Origin of the sequence: Micromonospora sp. NPDC047465, assembly GCF_040643125.1 — a bacterium.
Taxonomy (GTDB): domain Bacteria; phylum Actinomycetota; class Actinomycetes; order Mycobacteriales; family Micromonosporaceae; genus Micromonospora.
The window spans coordinates 173,023-189,390 of the sequence record NZ_JBEYTP010000010.1 but is presented as its reverse complement, the minus strand read 5'-3'; the positions used below and the strand labels follow the sequence as shown (position 1 = coordinate 189,390).

The window sequence follows — 16,368 nt, the reverse complement described above, 5'->3', positions numbered from 1 at the left end:
CCCGCCGTGCCCGGCTCCGGGCGGTCAGGCTTGATCCCTGCGCCGGGCACGGCGGGCCACACCCCGTCGGTGGTCGCGCGCCGTCCGTGCCTGGCTGTCCGTTATCCGGCGAATGGGCCGTCGGGAGGCGACGGTCCGGGTGGCGGTGTCCCGTGGGTCCGGTTTCGGGTGTGACCGGGGGCATCGTGGGCGCGGAATCGTGGCCGGGCCGGGGTCGTTACACCATGCGTACGACCGAGCACGACCACGCCGCCGCCCCGACAGGGGTTGGTATGCGACCCCGGCCCCGGCCCCGGCCCCGGCCCCGGCCCCGGCCCCGGCGCCGGCCCCGGAATGATGGTGGGCCGCCGTCGTTACACATGGTCCCGGCCAGTGAAGGGGCGACCCCCTCGCCCCGCGCGGCACGGGCCACTCCCGGTCTCCAGATATGGCCGGTCTGATTCTTCCCGGCGCGTGACGCCGGATCCCCCGAGTTTGTTGAGCGCCGGACGGTGCTTGCGCCCCGCTGAACCCCCCTTTCGGCGTGTGGTGCCAACCCCCGAATGGAGCATCTGATGAACACGATCATGCGTAAGAGCGTTCTCGGTATTGCTGGTCTGGCCTTCGCCGGTGGTGTGTTCGCCGGTCCGGCTGCTGCTCACGCCGCCCCGACGGTCGAGAGCACCCCGATCACCGCCGTGGCCGTGGCGGCGGACAAGCCGGCCGTGGACACCGCGAAGCTGATCCCGCATGGTGTGCAGGGTGCGCAGTCGCGCATCGACCTGTCGGACGAGCAGGTCGGTAACGTGAAGGCGATCATCGCGGCGACGAAGAAGGCCGGCATGGACGAGCGGGCCGCGGTGGTGTCGATCGCGACGGCGTTGCAGGAGTCGAAGCTGGAGAACCTGGGTCATCTGGGTGACCGCAACGACCACGACTCGCAGGGCCTGTTCCAGCAGCGCCCGTCCAGCGGTTGGGGCACGGTGGAGCAGATCACCGACCCCGAGTACTCGACGATGGCGTTCCTGAAGGGTCTGAAGCAGGTCGACGGGTGGCAGGACATGCCCCTGACCGAGGCCGCGCAGACGGTGCAGGTGTCGGCGTACCCCGACCACTACGCCCAGTGGGAACAGCAGGCCGCCGACCTCGTCGCCAAGCACTGGAACAACTGACCCGCAGAGACAGACTTTCCACTACAAGGGGGAACGCTGGCCGGCACCCGACACGGGCGCCGGCCAGCGGCACATCTCCCACCACCCGACGGCCGGCCACCCACGCGGGGTGGCCGGCCGTCGGTGCGTACGAGGGTCAGACGCGGAAGCCGGCGGCCCGGGCCGCCTGACGTTCGCGGCGTCGGTCGGACCGGCGGCGCACGAACCAGACGACGAAGAGGACCAGCCCGAGCAGGAACGCCAGCACCAGCACCGGCAGGATGATCGCCACCACCGACATGACCACGCTGGTGGCGTCCTCGGCGGTGCTGGCCACCGGGGCGCCGACGCCGGCCGTGGTCGCGTTGACGACCGGTCGGGCGGCGGACTTCAGCAGGTGCACGCCGAGGGCGATCAGCACCCCGGTCACCACCGGGACCCACTGGTGGGAGGAGAAGAAGCTCCCCGGGTCGCTCACCGTCACCGTCTCCGACGACGAGCCCGCGCCGAAGGCCAGGCCACCGGCGGTGGGCCGGACCACGGTCTGCACCACGTCGTTGACGTGGTCGACCACGGGCACCTTGTCGGCCACGACCTCGATGACCAGCAGCACCGCCAGGATGGCGAGCACCCAGCCGTTGCCGAGCCACTGCCAGCCGGCGGGCAGGTCGATCAGGCTGGTGTAGCGGGCCAGCAACCCCATGGTGAGCAGGGGGATGTAGGCGTTCAGCCCCGCCGAGGCGGCGAGGCCGGTACCGGTGAGAACTTCGAGCACCGTCTCAGCATCCCACCGCCACGCCAGTGCCGCTCGGTGGCGCGGGCCGGGGCCTCGGCTACCCTCGTCGGGTGCGGTTGGTGATTGCGAAGTGCTCGGTGGACTACGTCGGACGGCTCTCGGCTCACCTGCCGCCGGCCACCCGGTTGCTGATGGTGAAGGCGGACGGGTCGGTGTCGATCCACGCCGACGACCGGGCGTACAAGCCGCTGAACTGGATGAGCCCGCCCTGCCGGCTGGAGGAGGCCCCGGGTGTCTGGCGGGTCGTCAACAAGGCCGGCGAGGAGCTGCGGATCACCCTGGAGGAGATCTTCCAGGACACCTCGTACGAGCTGGGCGTCGATCCAGGCCTGCGCAAGGACGGCGTGGAGGCGCACCTCCAGGAGTTGCTGGCGGCCAACCCGGAGACGCTCGGCGAGGGGTTCACGCTGGTCCGCCGGGAGTACATGACGGCCATCGGCCCGGTGGACCTGCTCTGTCGGGACGCCAACCAGGGCGCCGTTGCGGTGGAGGTGAAGCGGCGTGGCGAGATCGACGGCGTGGAGCAGCTCACCCGGTACCTGGAGCTGATGAACCGCGACCCGCTGCTCGCGCCCGTCGCCGGGGTGTTCGCCGCGCAGGAGATCAAGCCGCAGGCCAGGGTGCTCGCCACGGACCGGGGCATCCGCTGCGTCGTCGTGGACTACGACAAGCTGCGCGGCATCGAGCGGGACGAACTCACCCTCTTCTGACGCCCTCCGCCCCGTGGCTCACCGGCCGTACATCGTCTTGATGGCCCTGACGAGCCGGGCGACGTCGGCCGGCGTCCGCTCGAAGGTCGTGGAGGCCAGCAGCGACCGGGCCCGCCGGCGGGTGATCGCCTTGGCGCGGCTGAACTCGCGCAGCCCGTCCTCGCCGTGGATGCGGCCGAAACCGGAGTCGCCGACGCCGCCGAACGGCAGCGTGGACATCCCGGCGAAGGTCAGCGTCGAGTTGACCGACGCCATCCCCGAGCGCAGCCGCCGGGCGATCGCCACCGCGCGCCGCCGGCCGAAGACCGAACCCCCCAGGCCGTACGACAGGGCGTTGGCCCGGGCGACGGCCTCGTCGGCGTCGCGGACCCGGTTGACGGTCAGGGTCGGGCCGAAGGTCTCCTCGCGTACGGCGAGTGAGTCCTCCGGGACGTCCACCAGCACGGTCGGGCGCACGTACGGCGGCTGCACCGCGTCGGCGCCGCCCAGCACCGCCCGGCCGCCCCGGGCCAGCGCGTCGTCGATGTGCCGGCGGATCACGTCGAGCTGGCTCGGCATGGTGATCGGGCCGATGTCGGCGTCGTCGGGGCCGACGGTCAACCGACCGGCCCGCTCGACCACCTTCCCGACGAAGGCGTCGAAGACCGGCTCGACCGCGTAGACCCGCTCGATGCCGATGCAGGTCTGGCCGGCGTTGGTGAGCGCGCCCCAGACGCACGCCTCGGCGGCGGCGTCCAGGTCGGCGTCGGCGTCGACGATCATCGCGTCCTTGCCGCCCGCCTCCAGCAGCACGGGCGTCAGCGACTCGGCGCAGGCCGCCATCACCTTCCTGGCGGTGGCGGACGAGCCGGTGAAGGCCACCTTGCCCACCCCGGAGCGGCAGAGCGCGGCGCCGACGTCGCCGAGCCCGTGCACCGCGGTGAACACCGGGTGCTCCGGCACCACCTCGGCGAACGTGTCGACCAGCCACTGCCCGACGGCGGGGGTGTACTCGCTGGGCTTCAGCACCACCGCGTTCCCGGCCGCGAGCGCGTACGCGACGGAGCCGATCGGGGTGAAGACGGGATAGTTCCACGGCCCGATCACGCCGATCACCCCGTGCGGCTGGTATTCGAGGTGGGCGGAGAACTCGGCCAGGACGAGCCGCGAGCGGACCCGGCGGGGGCCCAGCACCCGGCGGGCGTTGCGGGCCGCCCAGTCGACGTGCTCGACGGCGCTGACGATCTCCACGACGGCGTCGGCCAACGGCTTGCCACCCTCGGCGTGCACCAGCTCGGCCAGCTCCTCGATCCGCCGGGCGAGCAGGGCCCGCCACCGCAGCAGCCGCTCCCTGCGCCCGGCGAAGCCGAGCCCGGCCCACCACTCGCCGGCAGGGCGGGCGCGGTCGACCGCCCGCGCGACGTCCTCGGCGGTCGCCACCGGCAGGCGACCGACCTCCGCGCCGGTCGCCGGGCTCGTCGACACCAGCCGACCGTCCTCGATGACCGGGGTTCCCGGGACATGCACAGCCGTCATGACGGAAGTCTAGACCTGAGGATTACTCGCCGGTAGGGTGGCGAGCCTGCTCGTTCCGGTCCGCCGGGCCGCCCGTACGGATGAGCTTCCGGCCGCCGCCCGGCCTTGTCGAAAGCGGTGGTGCCCGATTCCGTGGACGTGGTCGGGGCGTCGGGCCGGCCGGGACTGTTTGCGGTCTTTGTCAGCCGGTGGACGCCGAACCGGCGAACGGGAGATGTCCGGCCGGGGGCGTGGAGGTGACCGCCCGGCGGTCGAGGGTGACTACCGTGTGGTGGCAGGCTGACGCGCGGGGTGACCGTGCGGGGTGGGGGGCTGACTGTCCATGGAGGAACGTCCGGAACTGATGCCGTTGCTGACGGTGGCGGGTGGGGCGATGCGGGGGCTGAGTTTCCGGGTCGGCCCGGTGCGGCAGGTGATCGGCCGGGTGCCGACGGCCGACATCGTCGTGCACGACGCGCACCTGAGCCGCCGGCACGCCGAGGTCTGGCTGACGGACGAGGGCGCCTGCCTGGCGGACCTGGGCTCGACCAACGGCACCTGGCTGAACGACCGGCGGATCACCGGCGTGGAGCGGTTGGCCGACGGGGACGTGATCCGGGTCGGACGCACCGAGCTGCGCCTCTTCGACCCGGGCGTGGCGCGGACCGATCCGGTGGGGTTCAGCTTCGGCCAGCCGCGCCGGGACCACCGCCCGACACTGCCGCTGCCGATCGCGACGCCGGCCCTCCCGGGCGCCGACCCCCTCGCGACCCCCGCCCTTCCGGCTGCCCAGCCGGTGCCGCCGCTGTCGGCCGCGATGCCGGCCCTCCAGGGTCCCGGCGCGGTGCCGCCGCTGCCGGTGGGCGCGCTGGGCTCCGCCCCGTTCTGACCTGTCGCCGCACATTTCCCGACCAGGGAACATGGCGGGGGGACCCATGGACGCGCCCGGGGTGTCGTGGCAGCATGCCGCGGATGGAGACCGGACAGCAGCTCGTGTCGGCGAACGGGATCACCCAGGCGGTGCGGGTGGCCGGGCCGCCGGACGGCGTGCCGGTGCTGCTGATCCACGGCAACTGCTCGTCCGCGGCGTTCTGGGAGCCGCTGGTGCGGCGGCTGCCGGACACCCTCCGGGTGGTCGCGCCCGACCTGCGGGGCTACGGGTACACCGACACCGCCCCGGTGGACGCGACCCGGGGGCTGACCGACTTCTCCGACGACCTCGCCGCGCTGCTGGACGAGCCGTCCCTGTTCGCGCCCGGTGCCCGACCGGTGGTGGTCGGGCACTCGCTGGGCGGGGGAGTGGCCATGCGGCTGCTGGTCGACCACCCCGACCGGGTGGCCGCGCTGCTGCTCGCCGCGCCGGTCTCGCCGTACGGCTACGGGGGCACGCGCGACCTGGTCGGCACCCCCACCACGCCCGACTTCGCCGGCACCGGGGCGGGCACGGCCAACCAGGAGTTCGTCAAGCGGCTGGCCGCCGGCGACCGGGGCACGGAGAGCCAGGCCAGCCCGCGCAACGTGCTGCGGGCCACCTACGTGGCGGACCCGGCCTCGCTCGGCGACGACGAGGAACTGCTGCTGGACACCCTCCTCACCACCGCGACGGGCGACGACAACTACCCGGGCACGGCGGTGGACTCGGCGAACTGGCCCGGCACCGCTCCGGGCCGGCGCGGCGTGCTCAACGCCCTCTCCCCGGCGTACTTCCGGGTCGCCGACGAACTCGTGGCCGTCGCCGACAAGCCGCCGGTTACCTGGATCCACGGGGACGCCGACGTGATCGTCTCGGACACCTCGCTGTTCGACCTGGCCCACCTGGGCTCGCTCGGCGCGGTGCCGGGATGGCCGGGGGCGGATGCCTGCCCGGCGCAGCCGATGGTGGGGCAGACCCGGGCGGTGCTGGAGCGTTACGCGGCGGCCGGCGGCGCGTACCGGGAGGTGCTGCTGCCCGGCTGCGGGCACAGCCCGCACCTGGAGCGGCCGGCCGAGTTCGTCGCCGAGCTGCTCCGGCTGACCGGCGGGGCGGCCTGACGACGGGCGGGCCGACGACGGGCGGCCCGACGGGCCGCACCGTCCGTGAAATACCCCACCGCGTCTCGACAACCGAACGTCACGTGGCAGACTCGCGCGCATAACCTTAGTGGCCGTTCACGCGGCTGTGCGGAGCATTGGGGAGGCCGGTCGTGGCGCGCGAGTTCACCAGCGTGGGCGTTGTGGGTCTGGGCACCATGGGTGCCGGCATCGTCGAGGTATTCGCGCGCAACGGCGTCGACGTCGTCGCGGTCGAGATCTCCGAGGGCGCGCTGGAGCGCGGCCGGGCCACCCTGACCGGCTCGACGGACCGGGCCGTGGCCAAGGGCAAGCTCGCCGAGGCGGACCGGGACGCGCTGCTGAGCCGGGTCCACTGGCAGGTCGGGCTGGACGCGTTGCACTCGGTGGACCTCGTCATCGAGGCGGTGCCCGAGCACCTGGACCTCAAGCAGCGGATCTTCGCCGAGCTGGACCGGGTCTGCAAGCCCGAGGCGATCCTGGCCACCAACACCTCGTCGTTGAGCGTCACCGAGATCTCCGTCGCCACCAGCCGGCCCAACCAGGTGATCGGCATCCACTTCTTCAACCCGGCCCCGGTCATGAAGCTCGTCGAGGTGGTCCGGACGGTGGTCACCTCCGCCGACGTGGTCGCCGACGTGGAGGCGCTCTGCGAGCGGCTCGGCAAGGTCGACGTGACCATCAACGACCGCGCCGGCTTCATCGCCAACGCGCTGCTCTTCGGCTACCTCAACCACGCCGTCGGCATGTTCGAGTCGCACTACGCCACCCGCGAGGACATCGACGCGGCCATGAAGCTCGGCTGCGGCCTGCCGATGGGCCCGCTGGCGCTGATGGACCTGATCGGCCTGGACACCGCGTACGAGATCCTGGACACCATGTACCGGCGCGGCGGCCGGGACCGCCGGCACGCCCCGGTGCCGCTGATCAAGCAGATGGTCACCGCCGGGCTGCTCGGCCGCAAGTCCGGCCGGGGCTTCTACACCTACGAGCGGCCGGGCTCCCCGAAGGTCGTACCGGACGAGCGGACGCCCGTGGCCGCGGAGCCGGCGCTGGCCGACGGCGCGCGCGCCATCGCGAAGGTGGGCGTGGTGGGCTCCGGGACGATGGCCACCGGGATCATCGAGGTCTTCGCCAAGGCCGGCTACGAGGTCGTCTCGGTGACCCGGGGCGCGGAGAAGTCCGCGAAGGTCTGCGAAGCGGTCAAGACCTCGCTCAACAAGGGCGTGGTGCGCGGCAAGGTCAGCGAGGCCGACCGGGACGCCGCGCTCGGCCGGATCAACTGGTCGGCCACCCTGGAGCACCTCGCGGACGTCGACCTCGTGGTCGAGGCCGTGGTGGAGGAGCTGAGCGTCAAGAAGGCCCTCTTCGCCAGCCTCGACGAGATCTGCAAGCCGGGCGTCGTGCTCGCCACCACCACCTCGTCGCTGCCGGTGATCGACGTCGCGATGGCCACCCAGCGGCCCGCCGACGTGGTCGGTTTGCACTTCTTCAACCCGGCCCCCGTCATGCCGCTGGTCGAGATCGTGCAGACCATCCGGACCTCGGCCGAGACGACCGCCACCGCCCGCGCCGTCTGCGCCACGCTGGGCAAGACGGGCGTGGTCTGCGGCGACCGGTCCGGCTTCGTCGTCAACGCGCTGCTCTTCCCGTACCTCAACGACGCGGTGAAGATGCTGGAGGCCAGTTACTCCACCGCCGACGACATCGACTACGCGATGAAGCTGGGCTGCGGTTACCCGATGGGCCCGTTCGAGCTGCTCGACGTGGTCGGCCTGGACGTCTCGCTGGCCATCCAGCGGGAGCTCTACCTGGAGCTGCGCGAGCCGGGCTTCGCGCCCGCCCCGCTGCTGGAGCACCTGGTCACGGCCGGCTACCTGGGTCGCAAGAGCGGCCGCGGCTTCCGCGACCACACCCGTCGCTGAGCGGGTCAACGCCCGGCGCCGGTGACGGCGTCTGCATGGTGTGACCTTCGAGGAGTACGTCAGCAGCCGCGGGCCGGCCCTGATCCGGCTGGCCCGGCTGCTGACCGGGGACGAGCACCGGGCCGAGGACCTCACCCAGGACGTCCTCGCCCGCGCGTACGTGCACTGGCGGCGGATCGCCAGGGCGGACCGGCCCGACGTGTACGTGCGCCGGATGCTGGTCAACGCCAACCACTCCTGGTGGCGCCGGCGTACGAACCGGGAACTGGCGACGGCTGACTTCGCCGAGCGGCCGCAGCGCGGCGACCTCGGCGGCGAGACCGCCGACCGGGACGCGATGTGGCGGCTCGTCCTCGGGCTGCCGGAACGCCAGCGGGCGGTGCTCGTGCTGCGCTACTACGAGGACCTCGACGACGCGACCATCGCCCAGATCCTGGACTGCTCGCCGGTCACCGTCCGCACCCATGCCATGCGGGCGCTCGCCCACCTCCGGGAGCGCTGCGACCTCCCGACGACGAACGGGAGCCGGCCGTGACCGACCTCGACGAACGGATCGTACGGGCGCTGCGCGAGCGCGCCGAGGGAACGGTCGACACCGACCGCCTGACGGCGCGTGCCGTCGCCGGCGGGAAGGCCCGCCGCCGTCGTCGTCGGGCCGGCGCGGGGGCCGCGGTGGGTCTGGTGGCGGTGCTTGGCCTGACCGTCGGCACCGGCGTCGGCTGGCTGGAGGGGGTACGTCCACCGCACGCCGCCGCGCCGGGAACCTCCGCGGTGACGCCACCCTGGGCGGACGACGTACCGGGGGCCGCGAGCCGGCCCGACCTGGTGGGCACGGATCCGCAGGTGCTGCACTTCGGGTTGGACCCGGCACGGGCCCGCTATCTGGGCTGGGAGGTCTGGTCGGGGGTGGAGCTGGTCCGGGCCGACGTCGGCGGGGGCCGGGCGGTCACCGTCGAGCTGACCTCCTCCGCCGCCGCGCTCATGCACGGTGTGGTCAACGGACTGCCGGTCGACCTGTCGGGTATGACGGTCGAGGAGGCCTACGACGGCAGCGATCGCCGGCACCGGGGCAGGGGAGATACGCCCAGCTGGGTCCGGCTCTGGCAACCGGCCCGTGGCCTGTACGCCCGGGCCACCGTGACCGCCGCCACCGCCCGGGAGATCGACGTGGCGCTCCGCGCCCTTCAGCTGGGCGACTCACGCCGCTGCGGCGACCCGGTACGGTTGACCACGTTGCCCACCGGCGCCCGGCTCACCGGCTGCCGGGTCGAGGCGGACTCCTTCCCCGACGCGCTGCGGGTGTCGCTGCGGGTGACCGCGAGCGAGCAGCGGCAGATGACCGTGTCCTTCGAGTACGCGAGCAGTAGCGCCAGCAGCCGGACCGAGGGGAACCGGACGATCGCCGGCCGGCCCGCCTACCGTTACCCGCAGGGCGAGCAACTGGAGCTGCTCGGATTCCCGAAGGCCCACCTGGTGGCCGACTTCGGCTGGCCCTTCGACGGCTTCACCGAGCAGGACGCCGCCCTCGTACTCGGCGGGGCGCGGGTGGCCGAGGACCCGATCCGCCCGGAGACCTGGGACTGACCGGTCGTGCGCCCGTGCCGGGCCGGCCCACGGGTCGGCCCGTACGCTTGGTGACCGTGAGCCCCCGTCGCAACCGACCCCGCCGCGATGACACCGCCCACCTCGACTCCGACCGGGTCCGCCAGGGCGTCGCCTCGGTGCAGCAGTGGCGCGACGGCGAGTGGCAGGTGCGCGGGATCAGCGGCGGGGCGTCCACCAAGACGTACCGCTGCCCGGGCTGCGACCAGGAGATCCGGCCCGGGGTGGCGCACCTGGTGGCGTGGCCGGCCGACGGGCGGGGCGACCTGACGGACCGGCGGCACTGGCACAGCGGCTGCTGGCGGGCCCGGGACCGGCGCGGGCCGGTCGTGCAGCGCGGCCGCGGCGCCCCCCGGTACGGCTGAGCGATCTGGATCACCCTGTTTCCGCCCCGCCCGGCGGTCCCCGGCCGCACGGGTGAGACTGGACGGGTGAGCACACCGATCCGCGCGTCCACCATCCTGCCCGGGCGTCGCGAGGACATCGAACTGCACACCGCGGACGGACTGCGGCTGGTCGGCGAGCTGGCCCGACCGCTGGACCGGGAGCCGGTGGGCACCCTCGTCTGCCTGCACCCGCTGCCCACCCACGGCGGGATGATGGACAGCCACGTGTTCCGCAAGGCGGCGTGGCGCCTGCCGGCCCTGGCCGACCTGGCCGTGCTCCGCTTCAACACCCGGGGCACCAGCAGCCTGCGCGGCACCAGCGAGGGCGCCTTCGACAACGCCGTCGGCGAGCGTTTCGACGTCGCCGCCGCCATCGAGTACGCCGAGTTCGCCGAGCTGCCGAACATCTGGCTGCTCGGCTGGTCGTTCGGCACCGACCTGACCCTGAAGTACGGCTGCGACCCGGCGGTCACCGGGGCGATCCTGCTCTCCCCGCCGCTGCGCTACTCCACCCCGGCAGACCTCGACCACTGGGCGGCGTCCGGCAAGCCGCTGACCGCCCTGGTGCCGGAGTTCGACGACTACCTGCGCCCCGACGAGGCGCGGGAACGCTTCGCGGCGGTGCCGCAGGCCGAGGTGGTCGGGGTGCCCGGCGCGAAGCACCTCTGGGTCGGCGACGCCGAGACCGTGCTGGACGAGGTGGCCCGCCGGGTCGACCCGGCCGCCGCCGTGCCGCTGCCGACCACCTGGGACGGCCCGGTGGAGACCGGCGACGTCAGCGCGTACGCCGACCGCACGGTGGCCTCCTTCGCCGACCGCCCGGTGCCCGGCCCGCCCGCGGGCCAGGCCGGCTGACCCGCCCGCCCGCAGGCCAGGCCGGCTGACCCGCCCGCCCGCGGGCCGGGGTGGTCGTCGCGGTCCCGGCCGGGGTCAACGGGACTCCTGCCGGGGCAGGATCACCTCCCGCAGGATGAGCTGGAACGCGGCCACCGCCGGGATCGCGATCAGCGCGCCCACCACGCCCAGCAGGGACACGCCGAGCAGCGCGGCGACCAGGGCGGCCACCTCGTTGACCGCCACCGACCGGCGCATGACCTTGGGATAGATCAGGTAGTTCTCCACCTGCTGGTAGATCAGGAAGAACACCACGCAGGCGATGCCGACCGGCAGGTCGGTGGCGAAGCCGACCAGGCTGACGATCACCGCGCCCAGCGTGGCGCCGATCTGCGGGACGAGGTCGGTCACCGCGACCACCACGGCCAGCGCGAACGGGTACGGCAGCCCGACGACCAGCGCGAAGACGAACGTGGTCGCCCCGGCCAGCACGGCGATGCTGAGCGCGCCCACCATGTACGCGCCGACCTTGGCCAGGATCTCGTCGCCGATCAGCCGCACCCGCTCCCGGCGGGACCGGGGCACCAGCGAGTACCCCAGGTCGCGGAGCCGGTCGAAGTAGACGAGGAAGTAGATCGTCAGCACCAGCACGGTCAGCCCCCGGAACACCGTCCCGAAGACCATCTGGGCCCCGCCGAGCACCCCGCCGAGCGCCCCTCCGATCGTGGCCGGGTTCGCCGCGTTCTGCAGCCGCTCCATCAGGTCGTACCGCTCCACCAGGTCGTTGACCGTCCGGTTGCGGCGCAACTCGTCCAGGAAGCTCGGCAACTGGTCCACGAACTGTCCGGTCTGCGTGACGATCGGCGGCACCAGGGCGAACACGCCGCCGCAGAGGAGCAGCACGACCGTCAGCGCGACCGTCGCCACCGCCGCGCCGTGCGGCAGCCCCCAGGAGCGCAGCCGGACCACGGCGGGGTGCAGGCCCACGGCGAGGAAGAGCGCGATGACCACCAGGACGAGGATTCCGGCCGCGCTGCGCAGGCCCAGGTAGAGGGTGTACGCGAGCAGCACCCCGGCCGCACCTGTGAAGCCGACCAGGAAGCTGCTGCGCCGCAGCGGTCGCCCCGGCGTGCCGAACCGTCCCGTCCCGACGGCCGGCGGCTCGTCGCCGTCCGGAGCCGACGCCGTGCCCCCGGGCACCGCCCCGGTCCGTTCCTGCTCGGCGGCCCGTTCCCACCCGGGCTCGGCCGTCCCTTTCGGCTCGGCGGCCCGCTTCCGCTCCGGCTCGGCGGCCGTCCCGGCCGGGTCCGGGGTGGTTCCGGGCTCCCGGTCGGCGCCCGACGCCGCGGGTCCGTCCTGTGCCATCCGGACCTCCCTGATCGACTTCCGCCGGCGCCTGCCGGCCCCCGGGCGCGGGGACCCCAGGTCCGGGGGCTCCGATCAGGAGCGTAGTGGTCGTCAGGGCGCCGGACCGACCCGTCCGTCCACCGGGTCGCGTCGGTCCGGCCACCGGCCCACCCCACGGGATGCCGCTCCGGCCGCTGTCGAGCTGCCCTCACTGACGGGGCACAACCGGACCCCACAGGATGCCACCGCCCGGCGCCCACACCACCCGACCCACCGTGCGACGGGGCGGGTGGTCAGTCCTTCTCGACGACGACCTTGCTCGGCTTGGCGCTGCGCTCGTCGGTGGTCGGCTTCGTCGGCCGCTTGCCGTTCTCGCCGGTGCTGGTGATCTTCGTCGGGGTGGCGCCCCGGCCGGCCTCACCCGGCACCGCCGCCACGGTCGGCTCCCCCTCCACGCCGGCGCTGGCGGTGCCGCCGTCGACGGTGGTCACGGACGCGACCTTGCCGCTCTCCGGCTGCCCGGCGTCCGCCGGCTCGATCCGACCCTTGGCCGGCTGGCCGGCCTCCGCCGGCTCGACCTTGCCCGCGCCGGGCCTGCCGCCCGCGGCCGGGGCGGCCTCCTTGCCCCCGGCCCCACCCGCCGGAGCCGCTGCCGCTCCGGCCGGCGTGGCCTCCTTCTTCGCCTCGCCCGCCCCGGCGGCGGTCGACGCCTTCCCGCCGTTCGCCGCGGCGGTGGCCGTCCCGCCCGGTGCGTCGGCCGCACCGACCAGCCCCAACCGCAGCTCGGCCACCTGCCGCTGCAGCTCGTCGGACTCCTGCCGCGACTTCCATGTCTCCTGCCGCAGGTCGGCGAGCTGCTGCTGGGCCTGCGCGATCTCCAGCATCACCTGGGCGAGCTGCTGACGGCTCGCCGCGGCCTCCTGCTGGGTGGCGGCGAGGTGCTGCTGGGTGGTGGCCAGGTGCTGCTGCGTCGTCGCCGCGTACTCCTCGAACTGGCGACGCGAGGTCGCCACGTGCTCGTCGGCCTTGCGGCGCTTCTCGGCCGCCTCCGACTCGGCCCGGCCGAGCAGCGCCGCCGCCTCCTCCTCGGCCTGGCGGCGCATCGCCAGCGCGTCCCGTTCGGCGGCCTGCCGGACGGCGGCGGCACCCTGCTCGATCTCGTTCTTCCGGCTGGTGTACTCCGACTCCAGCGTGGCGCGGCGCGACTCGAACCCGGTCTCCAGCTCGTCGTGCCGGCTCTTGTGCTGCTGCTCCAGCTCGGCGAGGCGGGTCTTGTACTGCTTCTCCAGGTCGTCGCGGCGCTTGGTGAACTCCTGCTCGGCGGTCGTCCGGCGCTGGGTCAGCTCACGGTCCGCCGCCTCGCGGCGGCTGTTGACCTCCTGCTCCACCCCGGCCCGCCAGGCGCCCAGCTCCTGCTGCGTCTGCGCCCGGGCCTGCTGCACGTACGCCTCGGTCTCCGTGCGCATTCGCTGCACGTACGCCTCGGTCTCGGCGCGGCTGCGCTTGGCCGCCTCGGCCGCCTGGGTGGTGAGCCGCTCCGCCTCCTGCCGGGCCTTGTCGCGGGTGGCCCGGCCGGCCTGGGCGGCGTCGTCGATGATCTGCTTGGCGTCCCGCTGGGCCTTGGCGTGGGTGGCCCGGCCCGCCTCGGTGGCCTGGTCGACCAGGCGCTTGGCCTCCTGCTGGGCCTTGGCGTGGACCTCCTTGGCGGCCTCGCGGAGCTGGGTGGCCTCCTGCTGGGCCCTGGCGTGGACCTCCTTGGCGGCCTCGCGGAGCTTGGTCGCCTCCTGCTGGGCCCGGTGGTGGATCTCCTTGGCCGCGTCCCGCAGCTGGGTGGCCTCCTGCTGGGCCTTCGCCAGCGCCTCCTGGGCGGCCTTGCCCAGCCGAGCGGCCTCCTCCTTGGCGGCCCGGACCGCGGCGTCCGCCTCGGCCTTACGGGCCGCGCTGTGCCGCTCCTCCTCCGCCCGGCGGGCGGCCAGCGCGATCTCGAAGTCCTTGAGCGCGGTGGCGGCCTGCTCGCGCGCCTCCTCGATGATGTGCTCGGCGGCGGCCCGGCGCGCCTCGATCTCCTGGTTGGCGGCGACCAGGACCGCGTCGGCCTGCTCCTCGGCGAGGGTGAGGATCTGTTCCACCCGCGGGCCGAGGTGCCGAAAGGAGACGTTCTCCAGCGCGCCGGACGACTTGCGGGCCTGGGCGAGGTCCCGCTGGAGCACCTCCACCTGGCCGGCGAGCTTGTGGATCTGTGTGTAGGCCTGTTCCCGCTCGGCCGCGAGGGCCGCGATCTCGTGCTCCGCACGAGCGACGTACCGGTCGACCTGTCGTTTCTCGTACCCCCGCAGAGCGGACTCGAAGCTGGGCTCCGTGGTCACGTCTCCGCCGAGAGCGAACAGTTCCTCGCCGTGCGACATGCCCCCATCCTCACACGCATCCGGCTCTGCTGGGGCGATACGGACGCCCCGGATGGGACCTACTTCACTGCGGCCACGCCCGGGCAATTCCCTGGCGGGCAAACGCATACGGCGCGGGGCACACCGGTCACCCGGTGTCACCCCACGCCGTCGTCATGCCCCCGGTCGGGTCGGTCAGTTGGACGTCTCGGCAGCCACCCGCTCGTCCGCGCCGTCGGCCTTCTTCGCCTCGGGCTTGGCCGGCGCGGCCGGCTGCGTGGCCGGCACGCCCGGCACGATGCCGGCGAGGCCGGAGAGCATCTGGCCGAGCTGGGAGGTAACGGCGTCCTTCTGCCGGGTGAGGTCCTCGACCTCGCGGCGAGCCGCCTGGGTGGTCAGCTCGGCCTCGGTGCGCGCCTCGGTGAGCAGCCGCTTCGCCTCGGCCTTCGCCTCGCCGAGCGTCTTCTCGGCCAGCGCCTTGGCCTTGTCGACCGTCTCGTTGGCGGTGCGCTCCGACTCGACCCGGCGGGCCTCGGCGCGCTGCTCGATCTCCTTGGCCCGCTCCTGCGCCGCATGGGCCCGCTGCTCCGCCTCGCTGACCAGCTTCTGGGTCTGCGCGACCTGCGCCGCGTGCCGCTCCGACTCCTCGCGCTCGGCCTTCTCCCGGCGCTCGGCGAGCTGGAGCTCCAGGGCCTGGAGGTCCTTGTCGCGCTTGTCCCGCGCGTCGGTGAGCAGCTTGGTCGCCTCGGCGCGCTTCTCCTCGGCCTCCCGGGCGGCCTTCGCCCGCTGCTGGGTGATCTCCCGCTCGGCGGTCGCCCGGAGCGTGGCGACCTCGCGCTCGACGGTGGACTTCAGCTCGGCGACCTCGTGCGCGGTGACCGTGCGCAGCTGCTTGGTCTCGCGGTCGGCGTCGGCGCGCAGCGTGTCGGCCTCGCGCCGGGCCTGGACACGGACCTCGGCGGCCTCGCGCTCGGCGGCGGTGCGGACGCTGCCGGCCTCCCGCTCGGCGGTGGCCTTCATCGCCGCCGCCTCGGCGCGCGCCTTGTCGGTGATCTCGCGGGCCTCGAGGCGGGCGGCGGAGAGGATGCCCTCCGACTCGCGCTTGGCCTCGTTGCGGTGGTCGTTGGCCTGCTCCTCGGCCAGCCGGAGGATCTGCTCGACGCGGGTGCCGAGGCCGGAGAGGGTGGGCCGGCTGTTCTCCTCGAGCTGCTTGTTGGTGTCGGCGAGTTTCTGCTCCAGCGTGCTCATGCGCTGTTCGGCCTGGCGGAGCCGGCGCTGGGCGTCGTTCATGCGCTGCTCGGCCTCGGCCCGGGCCTGCTCGGACTGGGTCAGCGCGGCCGTCATCCGGCCGATGAAGTCATCGACCTGGTGGGTGTTGTAGCCGCGTAGGCCGACGGTGAAATCGGGCTGGGAGTTCGCGTTATCGAAGAACGCAAGAGGGGAGGACTGCTGGGGCATTGGGACATACTCGCAGACTCCCCAGGGTGCTTCGCAAGAGCGGTCCCGAGCTTTCGCGTCCTCTTTACATGGTCAACTGCGGGAGCCCCGGGAGGCGGGACCAACCGGCGATCTTGGCAGGTCCCGGGCGGGTCGGACGGCACGGAGAGTGACTACGGAAAAGGGCCGCGGGAGATCGCCGCGGCCCTTTGTCGCGCATGGCCGGGCACTCGAATGAGCGCCCCGCGTCGGTGGCGGAAAACGATCGTCGTTC

14 protein-coding genes are annotated in these 16,368 nt (G+C 73.5%); 9 read left to right on the top strand and 5 right to left on the bottom strand.

Annotated features, from left to right (window positions below; genetic code table 11):
- Positions 1-554: 554 nt before the first annotated feature.
- Complete coding sequence (locus ABZ793_RS12840; RefSeq protein ID WP_357456212.1) at positions 555-1,151, top strand: hypothetical protein; 597 nt, start codon at positions 555-557, stop codon at positions 1,149-1,151.
- Between the two features lie 136 nt (positions 1,152-1,287).
- Here the strand turns inward: ABZ793_RS12840 and ABZ793_RS12835 are convergent, their stop codons facing one another.
- Positions 1,288-1,905, bottom strand: coding sequence for a DUF4126 domain-containing protein (locus ABZ793_RS12835; RefSeq protein WP_350708713.1), 618 nt, complete (start codon positions 1,903-1,905; stop codon positions 1,288-1,290).
- A gap of 71 nt (positions 1,906-1,976) precedes the next feature.
- On the opposite strand from ABZ793_RS12835, the gene nucS reads away from it, so the two are divergent.
- Positions 1,977-2,636, top strand: a complete 660-nt coding sequence (gene nucS / locus ABZ793_RS12830) for an endonuclease NucS (protein ID WP_076472317.1) — start codon at positions 1,977-1,979, stop codon at positions 2,634-2,636.
- 18 nt (positions 2,637-2,654) lie between these two features.
- Here nucS and ABZ793_RS12825 read toward each other — a convergent pair whose 3' ends face one another.
- Positions 2,655-4,151 (bottom strand): aldehyde dehydrogenase family protein, encoded by a 1,497-nt coding sequence (locus tag ABZ793_RS12825; protein WP_357456209.1) that lies wholly within the window; start codon positions 4,149-4,151, stop codon positions 2,655-2,657.
- 322 nt (positions 4,152-4,473) lie between these two features.
- On the opposite strand from ABZ793_RS12825, the gene ABZ793_RS12820 reads away from it, so the two are divergent.
- The 7 genes from ABZ793_RS12820 (at position 4,474) to ABZ793_RS12790 (ending at position 10,947) form a co-directional block, all read left to right on the top strand.
- Complete coding sequence (locus tag ABZ793_RS12820) at positions 4,474-5,019, top strand: FHA domain-containing protein (protein ID WP_357456206.1); 546 nt, start codon at positions 4,474-4,476, stop codon at positions 5,017-5,019.
- A gap of 74 nt (positions 5,020-5,093) precedes the next feature.
- A complete protein-coding gene (locus ABZ793_RS12815; protein ID WP_357456203.1) occupies positions 5,094-6,161 on the top strand; it encodes an alpha/beta hydrolase in 1,068 nt (355 codons plus the stop codon).
- Between the two features lie 152 nt (positions 6,162-6,313).
- Positions 6,314-8,104 carry a 3-hydroxybutyryl-CoA dehydrogenase gene (locus tag ABZ793_RS12810; protein WP_357456200.1) on the top strand — a complete coding sequence of 597 codons (1,791 nt, stop codon included), beginning with the start codon at positions 6,314-6,316 and terminating at the stop codon, positions 8,102-8,104.
- Positions 8,105-8,144: 40 nt separating this feature from the next.
- Positions 8,145-8,639 (top strand): SigE family RNA polymerase sigma factor, encoded by a 495-nt coding sequence (locus ABZ793_RS12805; protein WP_357456197.1) that lies wholly within the window; start codon positions 8,145-8,147, stop codon positions 8,637-8,639.
- Positions 8,636-9,688 (top strand): hypothetical protein, encoded by a 1,053-nt coding sequence (locus tag ABZ793_RS12800; RefSeq protein ID WP_357456194.1) that lies wholly within the window; start codon positions 8,636-8,638, stop codon positions 9,686-9,688. Before ABZ793_RS12805 ends, ABZ793_RS12800 begins: the two co-directional genes overlap by 4 nt.
- A gap of 56 nt (positions 9,689-9,744) precedes the next feature.
- Entirely contained in the window at positions 9,745-10,071 is a 327-nt protein-coding gene (locus tag ABZ793_RS12795) for a hypothetical protein (RefSeq protein ID WP_176737387.1), read from the top strand.
- A 66-nt stretch (positions 10,072-10,137) separates the two neighbouring features.
- The gene (locus ABZ793_RS12790; RefSeq protein WP_357456189.1) at positions 10,138-10,947 is read left to right on the top strand and encodes an alpha/beta hydrolase; all 810 of its coding nucleotides are present in this window, start codon (positions 10,138-10,140) and stop codon (positions 10,945-10,947) included.
- Positions 10,948-11,022: 75 nt separating this feature from the next.
- Here the strand turns inward: ABZ793_RS12790 and ABZ793_RS12785 are convergent, their stop codons facing one another.
- From ABZ793_RS12785 to ABZ793_RS12775, 3 genes are all read right to left on the bottom strand, one after another.
- The gene (locus ABZ793_RS12785) at positions 11,023-12,291 is read right to left on the bottom strand and encodes an AI-2E family transporter (protein ID WP_357456186.1); all 1,269 of its coding nucleotides are present in this window, start codon (positions 12,289-12,291) and stop codon (positions 11,023-11,025) included.
- A gap of 275 nt (positions 12,292-12,566) precedes the next feature.
- Positions 12,567-14,678, bottom strand: coding sequence for a hypothetical protein (locus ABZ793_RS12780; protein WP_357456183.1), 2,112 nt, complete (start codon positions 14,676-14,678; stop codon positions 12,567-12,569).
- Between the two features lie 174 nt (positions 14,679-14,852).
- A complete protein-coding gene (locus ABZ793_RS12775) occupies positions 14,853-16,115 on the bottom strand; it encodes a cell division protein DivIVA (protein WP_350708693.1) in 1,263 nt (420 codons plus the stop codon).
- Positions 16,116-16,368: the final 253 nt, after the last annotated feature.